22 protein-coding genes are annotated in these 23,557 nt (G+C 66.6%); 17 read left to right on the top strand and 5 right to left on the bottom strand.

What is annotated here, in order from left to right; all coding sequences use genetic code 11:
- The first annotated feature begins 75 nt into the window (after positions 1-75).
- From DMB37_RS37820 to DMB37_RS37795, 6 genes are all read left to right on the top strand, one after another.
- Positions 76-1,200, top strand: coding sequence for a BTAD domain-containing putative transcriptional regulator (locus DMB37_RS37820; RefSeq protein ID WP_135236812.1), 1,125 nt, complete (start codon positions 76-78; stop codon positions 1,198-1,200).
- A gap of 98 nt (positions 1,201-1,298) precedes the next feature.
- Entirely contained in the window at positions 1,299-2,003 is a 705-nt protein-coding gene (locus DMB37_RS37815) for a hypothetical protein (protein WP_135236811.1), read from the top strand.
- 124 nt (positions 2,004-2,127) lie between these two features.
- Complete coding sequence (locus DMB37_RS37810; RefSeq protein ID WP_135236810.1) at positions 2,128-2,361, top strand: hypothetical protein; 234 nt, start codon at positions 2,128-2,130, stop codon at positions 2,359-2,361.
- A gap of 773 nt (positions 2,362-3,134) precedes the next feature.
- The gene (locus DMB37_RS37805) at positions 3,135-4,622 is read left to right on the top strand and encodes an HNH endonuclease signature motif containing protein (protein ID WP_135236809.1); all 1,488 of its coding nucleotides are present in this window, start codon (positions 3,135-3,137) and stop codon (positions 4,620-4,622) included.
- Between the two features lie 309 nt (positions 4,623-4,931).
- Entirely contained in the window at positions 4,932-5,600 is a 669-nt protein-coding gene (locus tag DMB37_RS37800) for a class I SAM-dependent methyltransferase (protein WP_370465438.1), read from the top strand.
- A gap of 346 nt (positions 5,601-5,946) precedes the next feature.
- Positions 5,947-6,246 (top strand): hypothetical protein, encoded by a 300-nt coding sequence (locus DMB37_RS37795; protein WP_135236808.1) that lies wholly within the window; start codon positions 5,947-5,949, stop codon positions 6,244-6,246.
- 289 nt (positions 6,247-6,535) lie between these two features.
- Here DMB37_RS37795 and DMB37_RS37790 read toward each other — a convergent pair whose 3' ends face one another.
- A complete protein-coding gene (locus tag DMB37_RS37790; protein ID WP_135236807.1) occupies positions 6,536-7,795 on the bottom strand; it encodes a CdaR family transcriptional regulator in 1,260 nt (419 codons plus the stop codon).
- A 127-nt stretch (positions 7,796-7,922) separates the two neighbouring features.
- Between DMB37_RS37790 and pruA the strand changes: the two genes are divergently transcribed.
- The 7 genes from pruA (at position 7,923) to DMB37_RS37755 (ending at position 15,753) form a co-directional block, all read left to right on the top strand.
- The gene (pruA, locus tag DMB37_RS37785) at positions 7,923-9,560 is read left to right on the top strand and encodes an L-glutamate gamma-semialdehyde dehydrogenase (RefSeq protein ID WP_135236806.1); all 1,638 of its coding nucleotides are present in this window, start codon (positions 7,923-7,925) and stop codon (positions 9,558-9,560) included.
- Positions 9,560-10,528 (top strand): proline dehydrogenase family protein, encoded by a 969-nt coding sequence (locus DMB37_RS37780; protein WP_135236805.1) that lies wholly within the window; start codon positions 9,560-9,562, stop codon positions 10,526-10,528. Before pruA ends, DMB37_RS37780 begins: the two co-directional genes overlap by 1 nt.
- 165 nt (positions 10,529-10,693) lie before the next feature.
- A complete protein-coding gene (locus DMB37_RS37775) occupies positions 10,694-12,130 on the top strand; it encodes an amino acid permease (RefSeq protein ID WP_135236804.1) in 1,437 nt (478 codons plus the stop codon).
- Between the two features lie 109 nt (positions 12,131-12,239).
- Positions 12,240-13,049: an NAD(P)-dependent oxidoreductase gene (locus tag DMB37_RS37770; RefSeq protein WP_135236803.1), complete on the top strand. Its 810-nt coding sequence runs from the start codon at positions 12,240-12,242 to the stop codon at positions 13,047-13,049.
- A 192-nt stretch (positions 13,050-13,241) separates the two neighbouring features.
- The gene (locus tag DMB37_RS37765) at positions 13,242-14,636 is read left to right on the top strand and encodes an amidase (RefSeq protein ID WP_135236802.1); all 1,395 of its coding nucleotides are present in this window, start codon (positions 13,242-13,244) and stop codon (positions 14,634-14,636) included.
- A 29-nt stretch (positions 14,637-14,665) separates the two neighbouring features.
- Positions 14,666-15,148 (top strand): pyridoxamine 5'-phosphate oxidase family protein, encoded by a 483-nt coding sequence (locus DMB37_RS37760; protein WP_370465275.1) that lies wholly within the window; start codon positions 14,666-14,668, stop codon positions 15,146-15,148.
- An 80-nt stretch (positions 15,149-15,228) separates the two neighbouring features.
- Positions 15,229-15,753, top strand: coding sequence for an Lrp/AsnC family transcriptional regulator (locus DMB37_RS37755; protein WP_135236800.1), 525 nt, complete (start codon positions 15,229-15,231; stop codon positions 15,751-15,753).
- 43 nt (positions 15,754-15,796) lie between these two features.
- Here the strand turns inward: DMB37_RS37755 and ald are convergent, their stop codons facing one another.
- A complete protein-coding gene (gene ald / locus DMB37_RS37750) occupies positions 15,797-16,903 on the bottom strand; it encodes an alanine dehydrogenase (protein ID WP_107656112.1) in 1,107 nt (368 codons plus the stop codon).
- Between the two features lie 416 nt (positions 16,904-17,319).
- Here ald and DMB37_RS37745 point away from each other — a divergent pair, with 416 nt between their 5' ends.
- From DMB37_RS37745 to DMB37_RS37730, 4 genes are all read left to right on the top strand, one after another.
- Positions 17,320-17,961 carry a GntR family transcriptional regulator gene (locus DMB37_RS37745; protein ID WP_135236799.1) on the top strand — a complete coding sequence of 214 codons (642 nt, stop codon included), beginning with the start codon at positions 17,320-17,322 and terminating at the stop codon, positions 17,959-17,961.
- Positions 17,961-19,184 carry an MFS transporter gene (locus DMB37_RS37740; protein WP_135236798.1) on the top strand — a complete coding sequence of 408 codons (1,224 nt, stop codon included), beginning with the start codon at positions 17,961-17,963 and terminating at the stop codon, positions 19,182-19,184. Before DMB37_RS37745 ends, DMB37_RS37740 begins: the two co-directional genes overlap by 1 nt.
- 377 nt (positions 19,185-19,561) lie before the next feature.
- Positions 19,562-19,936, top strand: a complete 375-nt coding sequence (locus tag DMB37_RS37735) for an RNHCP domain-containing protein (protein ID WP_107656109.1) — start codon at positions 19,562-19,564, stop codon at positions 19,934-19,936.
- A gap of 10 nt (positions 19,937-19,946) precedes the next feature.
- A complete protein-coding gene (locus DMB37_RS37730) occupies positions 19,947-20,357 on the top strand; it encodes an RNHCP domain-containing protein (RefSeq protein ID WP_107656108.1) in 411 nt (136 codons plus the stop codon).
- A 57-nt stretch (positions 20,358-20,414) separates the two neighbouring features.
- On the opposite strand, the gene DMB37_RS37725 is transcribed toward DMB37_RS37730, so the two are convergent.
- The 3 genes from DMB37_RS37725 to DMB37_RS37715 form a co-directional block, all read right to left on the bottom strand.
- The gene (locus tag DMB37_RS37725; protein WP_135236797.1) at positions 20,415-21,287 is read right to left on the bottom strand and encodes a hypothetical protein; all 873 of its coding nucleotides are present in this window, start codon (positions 21,285-21,287) and stop codon (positions 20,415-20,417) included.
- 152 nt (positions 21,288-21,439) lie between these two features.
- Entirely contained in the window at positions 21,440-22,810 is a 1,371-nt protein-coding gene (locus tag DMB37_RS37720) for a HAMP domain-containing sensor histidine kinase (protein ID WP_206055113.1), read from the bottom strand.
- Positions 22,807-23,478 (bottom strand): response regulator transcription factor, encoded by a 672-nt coding sequence (locus tag DMB37_RS37715; RefSeq protein WP_135236796.1) that lies wholly within the window; start codon positions 23,476-23,478, stop codon positions 22,807-22,809. The genes DMB37_RS37720 and DMB37_RS37715 overlap by 4 nt, the downstream gene beginning before the upstream one ends.
- Between the last annotated feature and the right edge of the window lie 79 nt (positions 23,479-23,557).

Genomic DNA, 23,557 nt, shown 5'->3' with positions numbered 1-23,557 from the left:
CGCTCTGATTGTCGGGTTGGCTCGGTACGCTCACAGGCGACGTGTGGACGGTGTCACGTCGTGAGGAGTGCCGCTATGCCCGAAACTCGCGCGCGGTTCGGCGTGCTCGGCGCGGTGGAGCTGACGATCGACGGTGTCGGACAGTCCCTCGGTGGTCCGAAACAGCGGGCAGTACTGGCGTATCTGGTGTGTAACGCGAATCGGCCGGTGTCGGTGGAGTCGCTGGCGCAGGCGGTATGGGAGGACAACCCGCCGCCGGACATCAGGGTGAGTCTGCATACGATCGTGTCGAATCTGCGGAAGCCGTTGCGCGACAACGGACTCGACGCGCGCGCGATCCTTGCTCAGGTGGGTGCGGGCTATCGGGTCGCGGTAGCCGACGGCGCCAGTGATGTGCAGCGGTTCCGGGTGCGCAAGGAGGCGGGCGTGCGGGCGCTGAGTGCGGGACGTTTCCGGGCTGCCAGCGAGTTGCTGTCCAGCGCGCTCGGCCAGTGGCGCGGACCGGTGCTGGCGGATCTGCGCGGGCTCGGCTTCGCCGATTCCTATGCGGCGGCGCTCGACAACGATCGGCTCAGTGCCATCGAAGCGCGGGCAGAGGCCGATATCGCGGAGGGGCGAGCGGAAGCCGTTGTCTCCGAGCTCGCGCTGCTGGCGGCGGAGTATCCGCTGCGCGAACCGCTGTGGGAGCAGCTGATCACCGCGTTGTATGTGGACGGCCGTCAGTCCGACGCGCTCGACGCGGCGCGGCGGTTGCGGGCCACGCTCGCCGACGAGCTCGGCATCGACCCCAGCCTGCCGATCCGGGAGCTGGAGGGGCGCATTCTCCGGCAGGAACCCGTGGATATTCGCGCGAAGGCGGCCGTTGCATCGTTGCGTGCGACGACGATCGTCGACCAGAGCTCCGGCGGGCCGACGGCACTGTTGCGCGAACGCTCCGGTGACACCTTCGCGATCATGGGCACGATCACCCGGATCGGGCGGCTGCCGGACAACGACATCGTGCTCGAACACGGCAAGGTCAGCAGGCACCACGCGGCGATCCTGCACAACGGGCTCACCTATGTGATCAAGGATCTGCTGTCCTCGAACGGAGTATTCGTCGACGGCATGCGCATCGTGGACAGCGTCGCGCTCACCGATGGTTCGGTGATCCGGATCGGCGATTACGCGCTGACCTTCACGCTGGTGCCGACGGACTGAGGTCGGCCGTTGGTGCGTCGTTAGTGGGCCGTTGGTACGTGCGGCGACAGTGGTTCTCAGCCGAAACCGGCTGGTCAATGCCTGAAAGGACCACAGATATGCTCCGCACCTCCGTACCTCGCCCCCTGCGCGTACTGCCCATCGCGCTGGGAATCGCGGCGGTGGCCGGTTTCGGCGCCCTCCTCCCGGCGCCGGCGTCCGCGCTGCCCTACGGGCCCTACACCTGCCAGCAAGGATTCGTCTGGCGGGATGCCTACAGCGGCGACACTGTGTGCGTGCGCCCCGGCGACCGGGACACCGCGCACGCCGAGAACGCTCAGGCCGCTGCCCGGCGTTCGCCGAACGGTGGCGCTTATGGTCCGGACACCTGCAAACAAGGGTTCGTTTGGCGCGAGACACGGCCTGCCGACCACGTCTGCGTGACACCCGATCGCCGAGACCGCGCCAGGGCCCAGAACAGCGAGGGCGTACAGCATTTCGCCGACGCGTCGCAGTTGCCCGTTGGCAAGGTGCACGTGCGTACGCAGAAGCATCAGCTCGGCGGCTGGCTCTTCGTGGACAAGGCCAGCGGGCTGTCGCCGAACGCTCGCCTGGAGTTCTATGCGGCGGGAGTGAACACCAATGGTCTGCGGGCGCTCGGCAACCGGCAGGCCGATGGAAACGGCAACTTGGCCAGGGAAACCGCCGCGTTGGCCGATGTACGCTGCCAGATCCCGCGGGATCGTGCGGCGACGGTGGTCGTCGTCGACACTCGGACCGGGATTGCAACGTCGGCTGGTACGACCTACGCGTTCAGCTGCTGAATTCGGTTGTTGCGCAACTGATGTGATGGCCTGCGGGTTTGGACCGCGGGCCATACGCCGGGTTGTAGCTCAGCGGCGTGGCGTGGTGGGTTGGGTCGTTTGCGTTGGTCGGGTGGGACTAGTTGTGACAGTGGATGTTCGGGACGGACTGGGCGTTGTCGAGGTCGTCGTCGCCGTGGGGTGGCAGGTTACGTTCCGGCTAGTTGTCGGTGTCGTCGAGCGGCTGGACCCGATCGACTGCTTCGTAGTAAATCTTGTTGTCGTGGTCGATGTTCGGGGCGTAGTGGTGGCCGATGCTGATGGCGTGGGGCGCTGTGTGGTCGACTGGGGTGAGGTGGACCGGCAAACCTCCGGCTGACGGGAAGTCGATGAGGTGGACAGCGGTGGGCACGTGACGCAGGGGACCGGCCTGCCTTGGATATCGATCGTCACCTCGATCGACAGCTCCAGGGGGCTTCTCGGGAATTCCGTTGTGGTCGTGGGCGTCTGAGTCTCTGTCGTGGTCGAAGAGGGTGGATCGGTGGTGGTCGGCACCTCTGCTGTGGACGCAGCGTCCAGCGGATCGGTGGACGTCGCCACAGGATCGATGGGTGGCGCAGGGTCCACGGGCTCGATGGGCGTCGAGTCCACCGGTTCGATCGGCGCGGAGTCCAGCGGATCTGTCGACGGTATGGAATCCAGCGGCTCGATGGGTGGGTCGAGGGCCAGCGGGTCTTCTTCGGCTGTGCCCGTGCCGGTTTCGCCGAGGTCGCCGCTGTCGGTACCCAGGTCGGTTTGCGGGAGTTCGACCGATTGATCAAGCGTCGGATCAGGCAGGGTGACGGTGAGCGAGGAATCCTCCGGCGTATCCGGTCGCGCTGTGGTCTGCGCCGCCGAACCCGAGATCATCAAACCGGCGGCTAGTACCAAAGATCCAGTAATCGGACCGGACCTTCGCATCGTCCGTGCTGTCTGCCACCACTTTCCGAACATCCCTCGAAGCATGGCACGACAGGCCTCTACCGTTGCTCCCCAGTCGAAATGGGGAATAGGTCGCCGACGCCGGGATGTTCACACACATTTTGTGAAAACCCGCAGATCAGATGGGGTTTTCTCTGGAAATCGTTGGCTCGGGTCGATAGGGTCTAGTACATGAGTTCGAGCGGTGGAGAGCATCAGGGACGGGTCGCTGATCCGCTACTGGGTGCTGTTGCTGATCTTCTCGAACGGCCGTTGACCGCTATGCCGGACGACAAGATCATCGAGTTGTTGCGTGATGTCGAGCAGGCCACTCGGAAGCTGGTGGCAGTCGGGCATCGGCTGATCGTGGAAGCCTCGGACCGAAACCTGCCCAACCAGACGGGAACCGGCACCGCTAAGAAGTTCCTGATGCACACGCTGCGCCTGTCGAACGCCGAAGCGGGCGCGCGGGTTGCTGCGGCATTGTCGCTGGGTTCGTGGCATGACATGGCGGGCGAGGTGCGGGCACCGCGCTTACCACACACCGCATCCGCGCAAGTCGATGGTGAGATCTCGGCTGACCATGCGCGTCAGATCGCAGCGGTGATGAAGCGCGTGCCGGGTTCGACGGCGAATGCGGAATTCGAAGCTGCAGAACAACTTCTGGCAGACTTCGCTCGGACTGGGTCGCCCGATGACATCGCCAAGGTGGGTGAGGCCGTTCTTGCCTATCTGGACCCGGACGGGGTACGCACCGACGATACCGACCGGGCCCGCATGCGGGGGATCACCATCGGCCGTCAGCGTGCGGACGGGATGTCGCCGATCAAGGGTGAAATAACCCCGACGCTGCGTGCACTGCTGGACCCCTGCCTGGCGAAACTTGCCCGACCCGGCATGAACAACCCCGATGATCCCGAAAGTCTCTCGGGGGAAGACGGGTTCGTGGATCAAGATCAACTTGCTGCCGCCGCTCGGCGCGACGCACGCAGCGCTGCGCAACGCACCCATGACGGGTTTCTCGCGTTGCTGCGGCACTGTGTCGCACCGGAGAAGCTGGGATCACATCGCGGACTTCCGGTTTCGACGATCTTGACGATGAGCATCGCGGATGTCGAGAAAGCCGCCGGGGTCGCGACCACCGCGACCGGCGGCATGGTTCCGATCAGCGATGCGCTGAAACTGGCTGCGGAGTCGGAGCCGTTCTTGATGGTGTTCGACACCGACGGTCTGCCGTTGCATCTAGGACGCACCAAACGTTTGGCTTCTGCCGCACAGCGATTGGCGTTGATCGCTGCCGTACGCGGCTGCTCGCGTCCCGGTTGTGATGCGCCCGCGAGTGTGTGCGCCATTCACCACGTCACGGACTGGAACAAGGGTGGGCCGACCGATATCGGCAACGAGACGCTGGCTTGTGACCAGTGCCATGCGTTGGTTCATGACGGGCCGGGCGGTTGGAAAACAGTTGTCCTCGGACCGGAATCGACGCACCCGGGGCGGGTCGCGTGGATCGGTCCACCACACATCAATCCCAGTGGACAGCCACAAATCAACAATCGTCACCGCCCGGGCGAACTCCTCGCCGAAGCGCTCTCGCGTATCCATGAGCGAAAACAGCACGAGAAGAACGACAAGCATGAGCGGACGCGACAAGGGCAGCGGTTGATCGGCGCTGCGTGAGCCACTCGGGGCTGGCGTCAATGGGACGCCAGCCGGGACGGCCGTGCCGTCATGGCGGCCCGGCTGGGACCCACAATAACCGACCCCTACCTGGCTACAGCGCAAGCTATTTCGGCACTGTGCTCCACAGGCCTGCAGGTTCTATCCCGTCGTATTCGACGAGCATCAGGGTTGCCGACGGCCTGTCATTATGATCCTATGTCTTCGGATATGCCGTGCGATCCGGCTCTGTCGTCCAGTACAGCTCTATCATCCGATCCAGTTGCGCATGCCCGCCACACCCGTGCGGAGTACGACCGCTTGGCGCCGGTGTGGTCATCCGCGACCGACGCGGGGCCCTTCAACGGAGGACTGGAACGGCCGGTTGTCCGTGAATTGGTGCCCACCCCTTTGGACGGAGCGGCGGTACTCGACGCCGGCTGTGGCTCCGGCGCACAATGCGAGTGGCTGCTCGATGCTGGTGCGGAAGCGACCGGAGTCGACGTAAGTCCACGAATGCTCAAAGAGTCCGAGCGGCGGTGCGCAGGGCGTGGGGGGCGCTTCTTTGTGGCTGATCTGGCCGAACCCCTTCCGGTCGACCCGAATTCCTTCGATGGAATCACATGCTCGCTCACGCTGCACTACCTGCGGGATTGGACGATTCCGCTGCGATCGTTCGCGGCTGCACTACGTCCGGGAGGTTGGGTGGTGCTGTCCTCAGATCATCCGTTCGGGCCGCCGCTACCGACCCAACATGGCGGGTATTTCGATACCGAACTCGTCAGCGATACCTGGACCAAGATCGGCGTCGAAGTCACCCAATATTTCTGGCGCCGCCCGCTGTCTGCCGTCGTCACGGACTTCAGCCGCGCCGGTTTTGTCGTCGACCGAATAGCCGAACCTCAACCGAGCAGCGAGGCGCTCGAGCGCTGGCCCGACGAACTCGCTGGACTCGTCGGAGTGCCGACCTTCATCGTGTATCGCTTGCTGAAGGCCTGACACAGCAGTGAAACACGTCAAAACTCTTGCGACCTATCCGTATCGGCGCAAGTTCTGCCGGTAACTCACAAGCGCAGTTTTCGTGTTTCGCAGGTCGGCCTCCGCTTTCGCCAACTGTTCCTGCGCATGTTGGCTGTCGAGACGGTTCCGCGCTGCGCCTGAACCCGCTGTCGTCTATTCACCCGAGTCTGGCAACCAGCAGGTACGGTGTCTGTCCCCTGAACATTCGACGTGCGACAGACCGACTCCGCGACGGTCATGCACTGAACGAGAAGCGAGCTCACGGTCGCGTGGACGCGGGCGATAGGGCCGGGTAGGGTCTCCCCATTCTGATGAGGAGATCGTGATGAAAAGCATTGCCCTGCTGGCCGTCGGGGTTGCGCTGGCGTTGTCGGCGTGTAGTTCTACGACAAGCACGGATGCCGCGCCGACGACCGCGATGAACGACGTCGTGCGGGGTAAGACGTGCGAGAACTACCTGCCGGTGTTGAGCAAGTTGAGGGCCGCCAGCGAGGAGTCCGCGAACAGGACGGCAGAGGACACGATCGCGCTACTCCCCCAGTCCCCGCAATGGTCGACTCTCAGCGAGGCGGACCGCCAGGCGACCATTGCCGGAATCCGGGACGCGGCCAAGGGAAAGTGCTAGTTCCTCCGATCTGACCGCCCAGTGAATGAATGCCGATTTCGCTTCTCCGGAAGCAGTATTCGCAGGGCCGCTAGTGCGCGGCGGCCACGCTCGGCATCGCTGGTACAGACGGCCGCACTGCTGACGAACTCCAGTCGCTCGTTGTGCGGCAGGCCGTGCTCGTGCGCGAACGAACGGTGCGTCAGCGCTCGATCGAGCAACTCCGCGTCCAGCGAAACTCCCAGCACGGCCTCGAAATACTCCCCCCTTGGCCATGCGCGGCAACTCGCGCATTTCGAATCACCTCCGATCAGCGAGTCGAAGACCCGCCTTCGCGACCGTGTTCACGGCGGTGCAGGGCGAGCTGAATTTCCAGCAGTAGCCGGTCGGCGGGGTCGGTGAGGTCGATGCGGAGGATTTCCTCGACGCGACGAATGCGGTAGCGCAACGTGTTCGGATGGACTTGGAGTGCGGTGGCTGCGTTGCGGACGTCGCCGTGTTCGCGCAGGTAGATGTCGACGCTTTCGCGCAAGCTCGCGGAATGCTTACGGTCATACTCGGATAGGGTGCGCAAGCGCGGGTCATGCAGCTCGGAGCGGGTACCGACGAGGTCGAGGATTTCGCCGAGCAGCACTGCGGTGCGAGATTCGGCGAGGGTGGTGACCCGACCGCGGGGGTATGTGGCGATGGTGCTGTCGAGGACCCGGTCGACCTCGCGCCTGGCCCCGGCGACGCTGCTCAGGTCGGCCACCGGGCAGGCGATGGCCGCGCGAAGCGCCAGCCCCCGTTTGGATTCGAGCTGCTCGACCAGCTGGCGCGTCCAAGCCGTAACGGCGTGTGCGGCTTTGTAACTGGGCAACAGCACATACACCCGTTCGCCGAGGGTGGCCGTCACCGAGTCGTTGCGAAATGAGCTGGCGCGCAGGCGAAGCATGCTGCCCAGTGCGGAAGGCTCAGTGGCGAGCGCGCTTTCGGTGGCGGTGAGCGCGAAGCCGACCACCGCGGCAGGCCCGGTCATCGGAAGGTTCAGCGCACCCGCCACGGACGCGACATCGACGGACCCGCCCTCACCGAAAAGCCGTTGCACGAGCAGCGCTTCGGTGGACGGCGCGTCGAGGCTGCGCGAAATGAGGCGGCCTGCGATGGCCGAGGCACCGCGCAGAATCTCCGCCGCGTCCGGCTTGAACGGCCGAGCACCCTGCTGCAGCCAGATAGTGCCGAGCACCCGCGGCGCACGCGCGGCTCCGTCGGCGGGATGCCGGATGCTCACCGCGAGCCTGCGCTTGATGTTCAGTTCCTGGTGCTCCGGCACATCGATGACCTCGTCGGTCCGCCGCAGCCGGTCGAACACTCCCCACTTCCGCAGGACCGCCAAGTATTCGCGCGGCCCTTCCCTACCCAAGATCGACATCACCCGCAATTGATCGGCCGCCTCATCGGAGGCCGAATACGCCAGCACATGAGACTGCGGGTCTTCGATCGACACCATGCCACCCGCGTTCTGGGCAACGATCTGCGCCAAACCGAACAGGTCGATGTCCGCGGCAACAAGCCCACTATCAACAGCCACGTCTACGCCTTTCGGCCAACTCGACAACACACTCATCCCATCTTTGTCCTTTCGGCCCATTTCCCGGGCACTTTTCCGGTGTTGACTTCGGCTGACCTCACAAGTGCCACATCCAGCAGGAGGAACCATGGACGCCATCGTGTCCACACCGCGGCCGGTGAACGAGCCGGTCGGCACCTTCGCCCCCGGTAGTGCGGAACGTACACGGTTGCAGGCGAAACTGGCCGAACTCGGCGCGACCCAGACCGAGGTGCACCACGTAATCGGCGGTGAGCACCGGCGCAGCTCGGGCAAGACGATCAAGGTTGTGCAGCCGCACAAGCACGCCGCCGTGCTCGGCACCCTCACCACCGCGAAGCCCAGCGACGTCGAGGACGCCATCGCCGCGGCCACCGCCGCCGCCCCCGCCTGGCGCGCGCTGTCGTTCGAGGATCGGGCCGCGGTGTTCCTGCGGGCCGCGGATCTGCTGGCCGGACCGTGGCGCGAAACCATCGCCGCCGCAACCATGCTCGGCCAGTCGAAGACGGCGTACCAAGCCGAGATCGACAGCCCGTGCGAGCTCGTCGACTTCTGGCGCTTCAACGTGCATTTCGCGCGCCAGATCCTCACCGACCAGCCGATCTCCTCCCCCGGCGTGTGGAACAAGGTCGAATACCGCCCGCTGGACGGCTTCGTCTACGCGATCACCCCGTTCAACTTCACCGCCATCGCGGGCAACCTGCCGACCGCGCCCGCGCTGATGGGCAACACCGTGGTCTGGAAGCCGGCGATGACCCAGTCGGTCGCCGCGTACTGGACGATGAAGCTGCTCGAAGCCGCCGGCCTGCCGCCCGGTGTGATCAACCTGGTGAACGGTGCAGGCCCGAAGGTCTCGGACGTGGCCCTTGCGGACCGTCGACTGGCCGGCATCCACTTCACCGGCTCCACCGCGACGTTCCAGCACCTGTGGCGCTCGGTCGCCGCGAACATCGCCGACTACAACGCCTACCCGCGCCTGGTCGGCGAGACCGGCGGCAAGGACTTCGTCGTCGCACACAGCTCCGCCGATCCCGACGTGCTGACCACCGCCCTGATCCGCGGGGCGTTCGACTACCAGGGCCAGAAGTGCTCGGCCGCTTCCCGCGCGTTCATCCCGAAGTCGGTGTGGGCCAGGATGGGCCGCGATTTCCTCGACAAGGTCGCCACCCTGAGCTACGGCGACGTCACCGATTTCAGCCACTACGGCGGCGCACTGATCGACAAGCGCGCCTTCGACAAGAACGCCGAGGCCATCGCCCGCGCCAAGGCCACGCCGGGCCTGTCGATCGCCGCAGGCGGACACGCCGACGATTCGGTCGGCTACTTCGTCGACCCGACCGTCCTGCTCGGCGAGGACCCCACCGACGAGGCGTTCCACACCGAGTACTTCGGCCCGATCCTGTCCGTGCACGTCTATGACGACTCGGTCCGCGGCTCCTTCGAGCAGACCCTCGACCTCGTTGACAAGGGCTCGCCCTACGCGCTGACCGGCGCGATCATCGCCGACGACCGCGCGGCGATCGCCACCGCCACCGAGGGCCTGCGCTTCGCGGCGGGCAACTTCTACATCAACGACAAGCCCACCGGCGCCGTCGTCGGCCAGCAGCCGTTCGGCGGGTCGCGCGCCTCCGGCACCAATGACAAGGCAGGCTCGGCGCAGAACCTGCTGCGCTGGACCTCCGCCCGCACCATCAAGGAGACGTTCGTCCCGGCCACTGATCACCGCTACCCGCACCAGGAGCTCTGATGGCCTTCTCCGCTCTGCTGCGGCCCGCCATGCTGGCCGCGTCCCGTTCGCCGCGCATGGAGCGCACCATCACCAGGATGCCGACGACCAAGAAGCTGGTCGACCGGTTCGTCGCGGGCGACTCCGCGGACCAGGCGGTGGCCGCGGTCGAAACCTTGCTGGGCTCCGGCCGCTACGTCACCATCGACTATCTCGGTGAGGACACCACCGAGATCGAGCAGGCCCGCACCACGGTCACGCACTACCTGCACATGCTGTCCGCACTGGCGCGCCTCGATGTCACCGCGAACACGGAATCTGTTCGGCCGCTGGAGGTTTCGCTCAAGCTGTCCGCGCTCGGCCAGTCTCTGTCCCGGGACGGGCACGCGATCGCGCTGGAGCACGCGCACCGGATCTGCGCGGCGGCCCAGGAGGCCGGCGTCTGGGTGAACGTCGACGCCGAGGACCACACGACCACCGACTCCACCCTCGGCATCGTGAGTGCACTGCGTGCCGACTTCCCCACTCTCGGCACGGTCCTGCAGGCCTACCTGCGCCGCACCGAGGGTGACTGCCGCGACCTCTCGGGCCCCGGCTCCCGAATCCGGCTGTGCAAAGGCGCCTACAAGGAGCCGGCCTCCGTCGCGTTCCAGAGCCGGGCCGACGTCGACGAATCCTACCTGCGCTGCCTGCGCCTGCTGATGCTCGGCGACGGCTACCCGATGGTCGCCACGCACGACCCGGCACTCATCGAGGCCGCGCGCAACTGCGTCGAGACAACGCATCGCAAACCCGACGAGTTCGAGTTCCAGATGCTGTACGGCATCCGCGACGCCGAGCAGCGCAGGCTGGTCGACGAGGGCAACCATCTGCGCGTCTACGTGCCCTACGGCGACCAGTGGTACGGCTACTTCATGCGCAGACTGGCCGAGCGTCCGGCCAATGTCGCGTTCTTCTTGCGCTCGCTGAAACCCGGTAGCCAGCGCTGACGGGCGGCGCGGTCGCACCGCGCCCGTCCGGTTGGCCAACCACGCTGAACAATATTTGGCCAACTCGCCGATCACAGTCGCGCTGTGGTCGTATTTAGTAACCACAGCTCGAAGTGTGATCTGCGTTACGCATCGTTGCGGAGCGCGGAGGACGAAAGGAAGCACATGTCCATTGCGGAGTTGCGCAGTCAAATGCTGCGCCGCAAACCCATGGGGCAGATCGATGACGACAGCCCCGCCGATGAGCAGCTGGCCCGGTCGCTCGGCCTGTGGCAGCTCACGGCGATCGGCGTCGGCGGCATCATCGGCGCCGGTATCTTCACCCTCGCCGGCGCGGTCGCCAACTCCGTCACCGGTCCCTCGGTGCTGATCTCGTTCCTGATCGCCGGTGTCGCCAGCGCCGCCGCCGCGCTCTGTTACGCCGAGTTCGCCGGCATGGTGCCGAAGGCGGGTTCCGCCTATACCTACGGCTACGTGTCACTGGGCGAGCTCGCGGGCTGGTTCATCGGCTGGGATCTGTTGCTGGAGTACATCGCCGTGGCGGCGGTGGTCGCCATCGGCGTCTCCGGCTACTTCAAGTTCCTGCTCGAGCAGGTGAACATCGATCTGCCCAACTGGATGCTGGGCGCCAGCGGCACCGGTGACGGCCATGTGGTCGACGTGTTCGCAATGCTGTTCTGCCTCGGTACCGCGTGGCTACTGTCGCGCGGTATCCGCAGCGTCGGCCGGTTCGAGGCCGTCGCGGTGGCCATCAAGGTCGCCCTGGTCGTGCTGATCATCGTGCTCGGTGTCTTCCACATCGACAGCTCGAACTACACCCCGTACTTCCCGTTCGGTGGCGCCGCGGTGTGGACCGGCGCGGCCACCGTGTTCTTCGCCGTGTTCGGCTACGACGCGATGAGCACCGCCGCCGAGGAGTCGACGGACGGCAAGAAGCACCTGCCGAAGGCCATTCTCTACTCGCTGGCCATCGCGATGGTGCTGTACGTGCTGGCCACGCTGGTGCTCACCGGTATGCAGAAGTACACCGAGATCAGCCCGACGAGCGGTTTCTCCACCGCCTTCGAGTCGGTCGGCATGCCCGGCATCGCCAACATCATCGCGATCGGCGCCATCGTCGGCATCGTCACCGTGGTGCTCACCTTCATGCTCGGCGTCACCCGCGTCTGGTACGCGATGAGCAGGGACGGGCTGCTGCCCGAGTGGTTCGCCAAGACGCATCCGGTCCGCAAGGTGCCCACCAGGGTGACTTGGATCGTCGGCATCGGCGCCGCGGTGATGGCCGGCCTGCTGGATATCACCGTGGTCGCCGAGCTCACCAACATCGGCATCCTGATGGCCTTCATCGTCGTCTCGATCGCCGTGATCGTGCTGCGGCGCACCAGGCCCGATGAGCCGCGCGAGTTCAAGCTGCCGCTCATGCCGGTGGTCCCGCTGATCGGCATCGGCTTCTCGCTGTACCTGATCTGGTCGCTGCCGTGGGAGACCTGGGCGCGGTTCGCGGTCTGGCTGGTCGTCGGACTCGCCGTGTACTTCGCCTACTCGCGCACCCACTCCAAGCTGGAGCGCACGGGTTCGGCGGAGACGGCCGAGGTGCTCTGAAGGAACTCCGAGGGGCACCGACGCCAGCTCCTCGGGCCGGTTGGGTGGGTTGGCCGTATGGCCACCCACCCAGCTGGTTTCTCGGCGACGTATCGGACGGAGGTACCGCTTGAGTTCGCAGAGGATTCTCGTCACCGGTGCGGGTGGCGGTATCGGCACTCTGCTGCGATCGCGCCTACGTCGCCCCGATCGCATTCTGCGCCTCTTGGATCTAACCGAACTCCTTACTCCCGCACCGGAAGAGCGAGTGGAGATCGTCACCGGATCGCTCACCGACGCCGACACCATGGCCGCCGCCTGCAGTGACGTCGACGCGATCATCCATCTCGGCGGGATCAGCCGCGAGGACAGCTGGGAACGCGTGCTCGCGGCGAATGTCGATGGCACGCATACGGTTCTGGAAGCCGCACGAAAAGCGGGTATCTCCCGCATCGTGCTGGCCTCCAGCAATCACGCGGTGGGCTACCGTGTAGTCGGCGAGGCAGGCCCGGACGGTATTGCCGGCGAGGCCCCACCGCGGCCGGACACCTATTACGGATTCAGCAAAGCGGCGATCGAGGCACTGGGCAGCCTCTATCACTCGCGGTTCGGCATGGATGTGCTGTGCATCCGGATCGGGTCGTGCTTCGAGCGGCCGCATGATGTGCGCGGACTGTCGCTGTGGCTGTCTCCCGACGACTGCGCCCGATTGTTCGAGGCGTGCTTGAGCGCGAACAGCCCCGGCTTCCGGGTGCTGTGGGGCGTCTCGAAGAATTCGCGCGCGGTCGTTTCCCTGCGCGAGGCCGAGGAGCTCGGCTACCGCAGTCTCGACGATGCCGAAAAGGTCGCTCCGGAAATCCTCGCCGCGGGTGCGACCGCGCCGCAACACATCGGCGGCGCCTTTCTGGAAACCCCACTCGGCATACCGAATCCCCCCTGACCTGGCTTTCCGTCGCTGGTCCAGCTACCGATCCGGCATCTCACGCACCCAATTCGCCGAAACACTGAACTCTTTGTGATTCGCATCCGTATTGATTGCGAAATGGTCATACGACTATCTACTGTCGGGGCTGCAACACGACGGCTCGGTCGTGCTGGTCACGCGCGGCGTGACCGAGAGGAGCGGTGGCAGATGGATCTCCAGGACGTCGTATCCGCAGGCGTGCTCGAACAGCGCACGCTCCTGGAGCAAGGCGCACTGTCCACGCATGAACTCGTCACCGCCACGCTGGACGCCATCGACGCGGCCGCGGACCTCAATGCTTTCACCCACGTCCGCCACGAACAGGCGCGCGCCGAGGCGATCGAGCGGGACCGGGAGCGCGCCGCAGGCGCCGTCGGCCCGCTACACGGCATACCTATCGCGATCAAAGACGAGATCGACGTCGCAGGTTCGGTGACCTCCTTCGGCACCCGGGCCAACTCGACCCCGGTGCAGGCCGACGCCGAAGTCGTGCGCCGGTTGCGGGCCGCAGGTGCCGTCATCGTCGGTAAAACCGCGATGCCCGAGTTCGGCCAGTGGCCGTTCACCGAGTCGAGTACATACGGCGTGACCCGCAATCCGTGGGATCGAACCCGGACCCCCGGCGGCTCCAGCGGTGGCTCCGCCGCGGCGGTCGCGGCGGGCCTGGTTCCGGTCGCGATCGGCAGTGACGGCGGCGGCTCCATCCGCATCCCGTCGGCCTGCTGTGGGCTCTTCGGCCTCAAAACTCAGCGCGGACGCGTGCCGGTCGCCCCCTTCGAGCATCTCTGGTGGGCGTTGGGCGTGACCGGGCCGTTGACCCGTGGCGTGCTCGACTCCGCGGTCGTCAACGACGTGATCCGCGGCAACACACCCGGCGACCGGTTCACCGCCCCGGACCCGGTGATGTCGTTCGAACAGGCCGCGCGGCAAACCACCACCGGTCTGCGGATCGGGTACAGCACGAAATCGCCTTCCCCACTGGCGAAGCCGGACCCGGAACATGTACGCGCGGTCCTCGATACCGCGAGACTCCTTGCCGATCTCGGTCATTCCGTCTTCGAGGTGGACCCGCACTATCCGGAGTCCCTGCACGCCTTCTTTCCGCAGTTCTTCGGTGGGGTCCGTGCCGAAATCGACCATGTCGAGCATCCGGAGCTGCTCGAACGCCGCACCCGCCAGACCGTCACGCTGGGTACCTGGGCCCGGCGGCCCGTCGTGGAATGGGCGATCCGGCAGGGAGACGCCTTGGCGCACAAGGTCGATCGCGTCTTCGCCGACTGCGACCTGCTGCTCACCCCCACCCTCGCGGGCCGCCCGCCGCGCATCGGCGTGCTCGACGGTGCGAATACGGTTCGGGCGCAACTGCGGTCCATCCCAATGGTGGCCTACACGGCGCTGTGGAACGTGACGGGTCACCCGGCGGCGTCCCTGCCCGCAGGTGTCGGCACGGACGGCTTGCCGCTGGCGGTTCAGCTGATCGGCCCGAGCAACGGCGAAACGACCATCCTCACGGTCGCCGCTCAGCTCGAACAGGCTCGGCCACATCCCCATCCGCTGGGCTGAAACCCGGTTCGGCGGCTATGGTGGCCGATGTGACCGAATTGGGCGATATCGCACCGGCTTTCGTGGAGATCGCGCACAGCATCGTTTGGTGCACCGTGTCCACGACCGATCCAGCCGGGCGGCCGCGCAGCCGCGTCCTGCATCCGATCTGGGAGTGGGACGGCCAGGAGCTGACCGGCTGGATCTTCACTGGTCAGACCCCCGCCAAGCTGGCCCACCTCGCGCATAGCCCGTATGTGTCGTGCAACTACTGGGTCCCGACGCACGACACCTGCCTGGCGGAGTGCGCCGCCGAATGGGTGGGCGACCTCGAGACGAAGACCAGATTGTGGGAGCTCTTCCGCAGCACACCCCCGCCGCTCGGCTACGACCCGGGCGGCATCGGCGTTCCCGGCTGGAACGGGCCGGATTCACCCGGTGTCAGCCTGTTGCGCCTACGCCCGTGGCGCCTACGCGTGCTGCCCGGAAAAGACTTCTTCAACGGCCTCCCCGCCACCTCGTGGCGCGAGTGAGCACAGTAACATTTCAGATTTATCGAAGATAATTCAGGACTAAGGCAGGATTTACGAACAAGATTCTGTACCGTCGAGGAATGCGGAAGAATGATTCATCAGGCGGCTCGACTCCACCCGCACCGCCGATCCACCCGCCCGCCGGTGTTCCGATCGATGATATCGACCGGATCCTGCTCGACCAGCTCGCGCGCGACGGCCGGATGACGAACAACGCGCTCGCCGCCGCGGCAGGCATCGCGCCGTCCACCTGTCTCGGCCGAGTGCGCGCCCTGGTGGAGCGCGGCGTCATTCGCGGGTTCCATGCCGACATCGATCCGGCGGCGCTCGGCCGCAGCCTGCAGGCCATGATCGCGGTGCGGCTGCGAGCCAGCGCCCGCCAGCACCTGGCCCAGTTCGGCGAGCAGATGTCGGAGTTCGAGGAGGTGCTCAACGTGTACTTCATCGCGGGCGCCGACGACTACCTGATCCATGTCGCCACCTCGCACACCGACGAGCTGCGCCGGTTCGTGCTGAACAACCTGAGCGAGCATCCGGCGGTCGCATCCACCGAGACGATCCTCATCTTCGAGCACATGCGGCCGCGGACGAACACCACGACATGACAGGGGCGGCCGACCCACCGGTCGGCCGCCCCTGCGAAACGTGTTACGCAACCAGGCTTTCGGCCGCGTAACCGTGCGCGGCCGCGACGGAAGCGGACAGCAGCACACCACCATGCGTACTGAGACCGCTCGCCAGGCCCTGATCCGCCGCCACCGCCTCGCGCCAGCCGTGCTCGGCCAGCGAAACAACGTACGGCAGAGTGGCATTGGTGAGTGCGACGGTCGAGGTGTACGGCACCGCGCCGGGCATGTTGGCGACGCAGTAGAACACCGACTCGTGCACCCGGTAGGTCGGGTCCGCGTGCGTGGTCGGGCGCGAGTCGGCGAAGCAGCCGCCCTGGTCGATGGCGATGTCGACGAGCACCGAGCCCGGCTTCATCTGCGCGACCAGATCATTGGACACCAGCGTCGGCGCCTTCGCACCGGGCACCAGCACCGCGCCGATCACCAGATCGGCTTCGCGCACGGCCTTTTCGACCTCGAGCCGGTTGGACATGATGGTCCGCACCTGACCCTTGTACTGCGCGTCGATCTCGCGCAGCCGGGCGATGTTCAGGTCGAGCACGGTCACCTCGGCGCGCATGCCGTGCGCGATGGCGATCGAGTTGCCGCCCGCGACACCCGCGCCGATCACCACCACGCTGGCAGGCGGGGTGCCGGGCACGCCGCCCATCAGCACGCCGCGGCCACCGCCGTTGCGCATCAGGTGGTAGGCGCCCGCCTGCGGCGCCAGCCGGCCCGCAACCTCGCTCATCGGGGCGAGCAGCGGCAGCGATCCGTCCCGGCCGGTGACCGTTTCGTAGGCGATCGAGGTGATGCCCGAGCTCAGCAGCGCGTCGGTGCACTCCTTGGAGGCCGCGAGGTGCAGGTAGGTGAACAGCACCTGACCTTCCCGCATGCGTGAATACTCCTCGGCCACCGGCTCTTTCACCTTGAGCACCAGTTCGGCGGTGCCCCAGACCTCGTCGGCGGAGTTCAGCACCCGCGCGCCTGCGACGGTGTATGCCTCGTCCTCGAACGCCGACCCGCGACCGGCACCGGTCTCGATGTACACCTCGTGCCCGCGGGAGACGAGCTCGTGCACACCGGCCGGGGTAATCGCAACCCGATACTCGTGGTTCTTGACCTCGCGGGGGACCCCGATCTTCACCTGCGCTCCTGAATGTCGATGGATGTCGATAGTCGATCCGCATAATATGGACCGTTACAGGTCAAATTATGAAGATCATGCAAGATCAGGTCTAGATATATGAAGATAATTCTTCGAACTGGCTCATGCGCGGTTGAATCCTCGGAACAGGTCCGGACTGACGGCCCTCGCCCGCAAGATGTTCGACCAGCTGGCCGCAGCCCCAGCCAACTGAAGGTTCGCCGCGCACCTCCCGCCGGCCTCACACAAGTCCCTCAGCCTCACGCACGGCCCCTCGGCCCTTACACCCCCTCGAACCTCGCGCACGTATTCGCTGGCCAGTTCGACCGCACATCCGTCGCTGCCGAATGCGCGCAACCGCAGCGGTAACAAACCTCACAGTCGGTTCGCGATGAACCCTACCTAAGATACAACTTGTGTCTAAGACGTATTCATCAGCTGAGCATGCCTACCGCGAGGTCAAGGAACGCATCCTGACCGGCGGTTTGTCCGGTGGCGAACTCATCAGCGAAGGCGAGATAGCCGCCGAGCTCGGCACGTCGCGGACCCCCGTGCGCGAGGCCTTCCTGCGGCTGGAAACCGAAGGCTGGATGAAGCTCTACCCCAAGCGCGGCGCGCTGGTGGTGCCGATACCGCCCGACGAGGCCGAGCACGTCGCCTACGCCCGCTATGTCGTCGAGGCGGCCGCAGTCCGTGCGCTGGCCGGCACCGACCGGACGGCACTGACGTCGCTGTTCCGATCGTCGCTCGACCGGCAGCGCGAACTGGCCGCGGCAGGCGACCTCGACCAGTTCGCCTTGGTGGACACCGACTTCCATCGCTCGTATGTGATCGCGGCGGGCAACCCACTGCTGGCAAGCTTCTACGACTCGTTGCGCGAGCGGCAGCGCCGAATGAACAGCGTCGCACTGCGCCGCGGCCCGATCGACATCGACCGGATCATCGAGCAGCACGCACACCTGGCCGGTCTGATCGAAGCCGGCGAGGTCGACCGCTTCGCCACCGCACTGGCCGAGCACCTCTCCGGCGTGCACCAGCTAGAGCTACGGGGGCTGTGATGACGACGCTGACCACCGCGCTCCGGCCCACCCTCACCGAGCCCGCAACGAGGGCGTGGTGGGGTGTCGCCGCCGCGATGTTCGCCATCGCCTGGGGCGGCAACGAATTCACCCCGCTGCTGGTGATGTACAAGGACCACGGCCTGCCGGTCACGACGGTGGATCTGCTGCTGTTCTATTACGTCCTCGGCATCGTGCCCGCGCTGCTGATCGGCGGGCCGCTGTCGGACCGGTACGGCCGCCGCGCGTTGCTGCGTCCGGCCCCGCTGATCAGCGCGGCGGGCTCGCTACTGCTCGCCTTCGGATCCGCTTCTGTGCCTGCACTTTCCGCCGGCCGGGTGCTGTGCGGGATGGCGCTCGGACTGGCCATGGCGGTCGGCAGCAGCTGGCTGAAAGAACTCGCGCAACCACCGTTCGGTCCTGCACTGCCCGGCGGCACCGGGGCGCGTCGCTCGGCCATGAGCCTCACCGGCGGCTTCGCGGTCGGCGCCGGCTTCGCTGGAGTGCTCGCACAGTGGGCGCCGTGGCCCAACACCCTCGCCTATCTGATCAACGTCGCGCTGTGCCTGGTCGCCGCGCTGTGGGTGGCGCGGGCACCGGAAACGGTAGTCCCCCAGGAGAACCCGGGTCGCCTGCGCGATGACCTGAAGGTGCCCGCAGCCGGGCACCGCCGATTCCGCTGTGTCGCACTGCCGGTCGCGCTGTGGTTGTTCACCTCCGCCGGCACGGCGTACGCGGTCATGCCGACACTGATGGCGCCGCATATCCACGGCGCACCGATCGCATTCTCGGCACTCGTCGGAGTCATCACGCTCAGTTGCGGTTTCACGATCCAGTCCGTGGCCCGACGAATCGACAAACCCGGCACCGCACGCGCAGCGGTCGTCTCACTGGCCTTCGTCACCTGCGGAATGATCACGGCGGCTTGGGCTTCCGGCGCACTGACGCTGTGGGCGACCCTGGCAACGGCCGTCGTACTCGGCGCGGGTTACGGCATCGGCCTGGTCGCCGGACTCCAGGAGATCGAACGCATCGCCACCCCAGCCGATCTGGCCGGACTGACCGCAGTGTTCTACTCGGTGAGCTATCTGGGCTTCGGCGTGCCCGCCCTACTGTCGTTCCTGCACGAGGACGTGGGTTTCAGCTACCCCTCGATGTTCGCGGTGGCGGCGCTCGCGGCAGCAGGCAGCCTGACGCTCGTCATCCGGAACTACCGCGCTTGAACCCCAGGCGACCTCCCTATAGGTAGGCCCATACCCGCCCCGTCGCCGCGCACGGTCGCCGGGCGGTCGGCCGCGATCGCCATCACCGACAAGACAGCGAGGCCGCCAGCAAAATCAGTGGCGACCGCGACCGACCCGTTGCTACGGTTGCCGCCGCGCTGGTAGAGCGCCCGAGAGATCGGTTTGCCCGGGCCGACGGCCCACGGAAGAAAGAGTGTTTATGACCCGGACCGCGCCGAGCGCGCCTCACCGCGTGGCGCCGAGCCGCACCGGTTCCGCCCACGCCCGCACAGCCAACCGCCGCTGAATATTTTCCGAGGCGCGCTCGGCCTGCTCCTGCTGTCACTGCATCAAGCCCTCAGCAAAGGAGTATCCGGGTGTCAGACAACACCTCTCACGGTCCCAGCGCATCGCTGCGTACCGACACCTTCACCTGCGTGCGCTGCGGCCTCGTCGTGGCCACGCTCGCGCCGGACAACAGCTGGCGTAACCACTGCCCGAGCTGCCTCAACTCACGGCACACCCACGACCACGTCGAGGGTGGCACCTCCGACTGCCGCGCCAGAATGGCGCCGCTGTCGATTGCCGTGCTGCGCACCGGCGAATGGGCCGTGGTGCACCGCTGCACCCGCTGCCACGAGCTGGCGCTGCACCCCGTGTGCGGCGACGACAACCAGCTCATCCTGATGCGCATGGCGGTCCGCCCGCTCGCCGAACCTCCGTTCCCCCTCGAAGTTTTCGGCGATCTGTAGGGGGTGCGGCATGCCACGAAGAAAACCGGCGGTCCGCCGTCCACAACGCACCAAGGACGTATTGCACGGTCGCGCAGGCGAATCCGGCGACGCGTTCCGCTGCGTCGGCTGCCGCATGGACGTGCCCGTCACCGCGCCGGGCACCGCCCACCGCAACCACTGCCCGCACTGCTTGTCCAGCCGCCACGTGGACCGACGCGTCCCCGGCGACCGAGCCGAGCAGTGCCGTGGCCGGATGGAGGCGGTGAGCATGTCCGCCCGCGACAACGGCGAATGGCAGCTGGTCCACCAGTGTCTCGCCTGCGGGGCACTGAAAGCGAACCGCATCGCAGGCGACGACAACGCCCTCGCCCTGATGCGAATCGCATTGCGCCCGTTGGCCGATCCACGCATCGGCCACCGAGCGCTGCTCGCGCTGTGAACCAGCCCGGTGCCTGCCGATCGCCCGGTAGGCACCGGAACAGCGCGGCACGCCCGGCTACTCGCCGTCGCTCATCGACCCGGCTTCGGCCTCTTGGTTGTCGGCTTGGACCGCACGCCGCACCTGGGCGGCCTCCGCGTCGAGCGCCGCGGCCTGCAGGTACGCGGCGGTGGTTTCGGCGAGCAGAGTCGTCCACCGGGCGAGACGTTCGGTGCGGCGCAGAACTTCACGCTCGGCAGTGGCCAGTGCCGCGTCGTCCCCGCCTGCCTCCGCCTCCACTGCGGCTGCGTGCGCCGCACGCAGCTTCTCCTCGGCACGGAATCGGAGTTCGCGGCAGTGGTCGGGATCGAAGACCTCGGCGCGAATGTCGGCGGCTTCGCCTTCCAGTTCGGCGATTCGAGTCAGCCGCGGGTCGGTCTGATCGATCGTTTCGTCCGGAATCCATTCCTCTTCGGTGGATTCCCATGGCAGGTCGAAGGTTTCGTCGCTCAGCGCTTTACGCTGGAGAAAGCGCCGGTGGTCTTCTTCGGCCCACTCCAGGTATTCGCGGTACTCCGTCATGTCCTTGTCGGTGATCGGCCGATGCCGCGGATGGGCCGTCATGGATATCGCGACGCTGCCGTCGGCATAGCGCAGCAGCACGGTGACCACGGTGACCGGGCGCGGTTCCGGGTTCCCGTCGACGCGCGCCATCATCACCTCGTACCGGTGTTCCTCCACCACCGTGTCGCAGGCTTGCTCGAACAGTCCGCACGCGACCTCGTAGTACTGCCCCGCGGTGCTCCCGGTCAGCGGATGCGGTTCGCCTAGTCGGCTCTCCCCCGAATCAACGGTGACCCCGTCATGGACGATCTCCCAGGTGTAGCGCTCCGAGAGCTCATCCGCGGCCGCACCGGCCGGCGCTTCAGGGGTATCGGTGACGTCGTGCACAGTCCGCTCCCATCTCGTGGCGAACAGCGGACGCGGCCCGGCTCGGAAACGCCGCTCCCGCTGGCGGTTGCACGCCTATATTTCTCCTTCCGAGCCCAGCACGCCAGCGGCAAATCTGGGGATTTCCGAAGGAACGGAAATACTCCGGTGGCTCAGTCCGCCGACGGAAAGGTGAGCCGGAACAGCGCGCCACCGCCCGGAGCGGATTCGGCGGCGATATCGGCCCCGTGCAGAGCCGCTACCTGTTGGACAATGGCCAGGCCGAGACCGTGCCCGGGTTTCGCCCGCGCGGCGGTGGAGCGATAGAAGCGATCGAAGATGTGCGGGAAATCTTCCGGCGGTATCCCCGGCCCGTGGTCGCGGACAGTCAATGCGTTGTGCCGCAACACAATGCGGACAACACCTCGCGGTGGACTGAATTTGGCGGCATTGTCGAGCAGGTTGGTGATGGCGCGGACGAGCCGAGCGTGCACGCCGCTGATCGTGACGGGCTGGAGCTCGGCCTCGAATGTCAGTGTCGGCCAGTGCCGCTCAGCGGCGCGCAGGCAGTCCGCCACCAGCAGGTCGAGCCGTAGATCTTCGAAAGATTCCGGCGCGGCGGCCGGATCGTCGGCGCGCGCGAGGTCGATGAGATCGGTGACCAGACCGGAGAGTTCCTCGGACTGAATGCGCAAGGCGGACACTGTTTCGTCGAGTTGTTCACCACTGAGGCGAGCGGCCCGGCGCAGCAGATCGATATTGGTGCGCAATGCCGTCAGCGGTGTGCGCAGTTCGTGCGAAGCGTCGGCGATCAAACGGTGCTGGGCCGCACGGGAGTTCCGCTCGGCGGTCAGCGCCTGATCGAGCTCGTCGAGCATAGTGTTGAAACTGCTTGCCAGGCTGCGCAATTCGCCGGGCCCGGTGACGGTGATGTGCTGGCGCGGATCCCTGGTCCGCGCGATCCGTTCGGCAGCCCTGGTCAGCGTGGTGACCGGCGCGACGGCGCGACGGGCGACAGCGAACCCGACTCCGATGGCGAGCAACGTCCCGGCCGCCGCCGCGGCCAGCAGGGCGTAGGCGACACGGCGAAGGCTGGTGTCCACGGGATCAGCGCGCTGCGCGATCTGCACCGCACTACCGGAACGCAATGGCGCGGTGTACATCCGGAGCGGATATCCATCCAGCCGGATATCGCTGAAGTACGCCGGTCGCGTGCCTGCCGCCACCGCCGCGGTAGCGGCATCGACCGGCAGCGGCTGGTTCGGGTCGTGCTCGGATTCGATCCGCCCGTCCGCACCCACCACCTGCACACAGCTCGGCGCGGTCAGATACCGGCACGGCCCGGACGCGGTGGCCACTTCGGGGTCGGTGGCCACCGTGCGGCTGATACGGGTCGCTTCCCGGCGCAGTCCGAGGTCGAGTGAACGGTCGAGTTCGTGCGCGACCACGGCGTAGGCCGCCACCCCCATCCCCGCCAGCGCGCACGCGATCGCGACCACGCAGAACAGCGCGACGCGGGCGCGTAGCGAACCAGGCAGCCTCACGGCGGAGCCAGCCGATAGCCGATACCGCGCAGGGTGTGGATCAGCCGGGGTTCGTTGTCGGCCTCCAGCTTGCGCCGCAGATACCGTATGTAGACCTCGAGCGAGTTCGACGTCGAGCCCACCCCGGTCCCCCAGACGCGTTCGATGAGCGTCTCCCGCGGCAGCGCCTGGCCTTCATTGCGCAACAGCACCTCCAGCAGCGCGAACTCGGTGCGGCTGAGTTCCACGAGCCGGGCACCCCGTCGAACCTCGTGCGCGGTGGTGTCCATCACCAAATCAGCGCAGGACAGCACGGCACCGTCATCGGGGTAGGTGCGCCGAACCAACGCGCGGACCCTGGCCAGCAGTTCATCCAGGTCGAAGGGCTTCACCAGGTAGTCGTCCGCGCCTGCATCGAGTCCGTCCACCCGATCGGCGACCGCATCGCGAGCGGTGAGCATCAAGATCGGCGTGCGATCCCCGCGCGCCCGCAACTGCCTGCACGCGGTCAGTCCGTCCATGAACGGCATCAGCACATCCAGCAGCACGACCTCCGGCTGCCACCGCTGGATCTCGGCGAGCGCGGCCGCACCGTCCCCCGCGGCGCGGGTCTCATAACCCTCGCTGTCCATCGCGCGCACCAGCGCCGCCCGGACCGCGTCCTCGTCGTCCACCACCAACACGCGCATCTTCCGGATACTACGGATCGGATCCGCGCAGGCCGGGGACCCTCATGTCGTCTCATCCAACTCTCATCCGGCTTCGGCA

The sequence above is a fragment of the Nocardia sp. CS682 genome, assembly GCF_004634405.1.
GTDB classification, from domain to species: domain Bacteria; phylum Actinomycetota; class Actinomycetes; order Mycobacteriales; family Mycobacteriaceae; genus Nocardia; species Nocardia ninae.
Note: the sequence above shows the minus strand (reverse complement) of the source record. Positions and strands in the feature narration are given on the sequence as shown.

Bases quoted from the DNA above. Each gene is read 5' to 3' on its own strand.
- DMB37_RS37820 (WP_135236812.1), top strand. From the start codon at position 76: ATGCCCGAAACTCGCGCGCGGTTCGGCGTGCTCGGCGCGGTGGAGCTG.
- DMB37_RS37815 (WP_135236811.1), top strand. From the start codon at position 1,299: ATGCTCCGCACCTCCGTACCTCGCCCCCTGCGCGTACTGCCCATCGCG.
- DMB37_RS37805 (WP_135236809.1), top strand. From the start codon at position 3,135: ATGAGTTCGAGCGGTGGAGAGCATCAGGGACGGGTCGCTGATCCGCTA.
- DMB37_RS37795 (WP_135236808.1), top strand. From the start codon at position 5,947: ATGAAAAGCATTGCCCTGCTGGCCGTCGGGGTTGCGCTGGCGTTGTCG.
- pruA (WP_135236806.1), top strand. From the start codon at position 7,923: ATGGACGCCATCGTGTCCACACCGCGGCCGGTGAACGAGCCGGTCGGC.
- DMB37_RS37780 (WP_135236805.1), top strand. From the start codon at position 9,560: ATGGCCTTCTCCGCTCTGCTGCGGCCCGCCATGCTGGCCGCGTCCCGT.
- DMB37_RS37775 (WP_135236804.1), top strand. From the start codon at position 10,694: ATGTCCATTGCGGAGTTGCGCAGTCAAATGCTGCGCCGCAAACCCATG.
- DMB37_RS37765 (WP_135236802.1), top strand. From the start codon at position 13,242: ATGGATCTCCAGGACGTCGTATCCGCAGGCGTGCTCGAACAGCGCACG.
- DMB37_RS37755 (WP_135236800.1), top strand. From the start codon at position 15,229: ATGCGGAAGAATGATTCATCAGGCGGCTCGACTCCACCCGCACCGCCG.
- DMB37_RS37740 (WP_135236798.1), top strand. From the start codon at position 17,961: ATGACGACGCTGACCACCGCGCTCCGGCCCACCCTCACCGAGCCCGCA.
- DMB37_RS37730 (WP_107656108.1), top strand. From the start codon at position 19,947: ATGCCACGAAGAAAACCGGCGGTCCGCCGTCCACAACGCACCAAGGAC.
- DMB37_RS37715 (WP_135236796.1), bottom strand. From the start codon at position 23,478: ATGCGCGTGTTGGTGGTGGACGACGAGGACGCGGTCCGGGCGGCGCTG.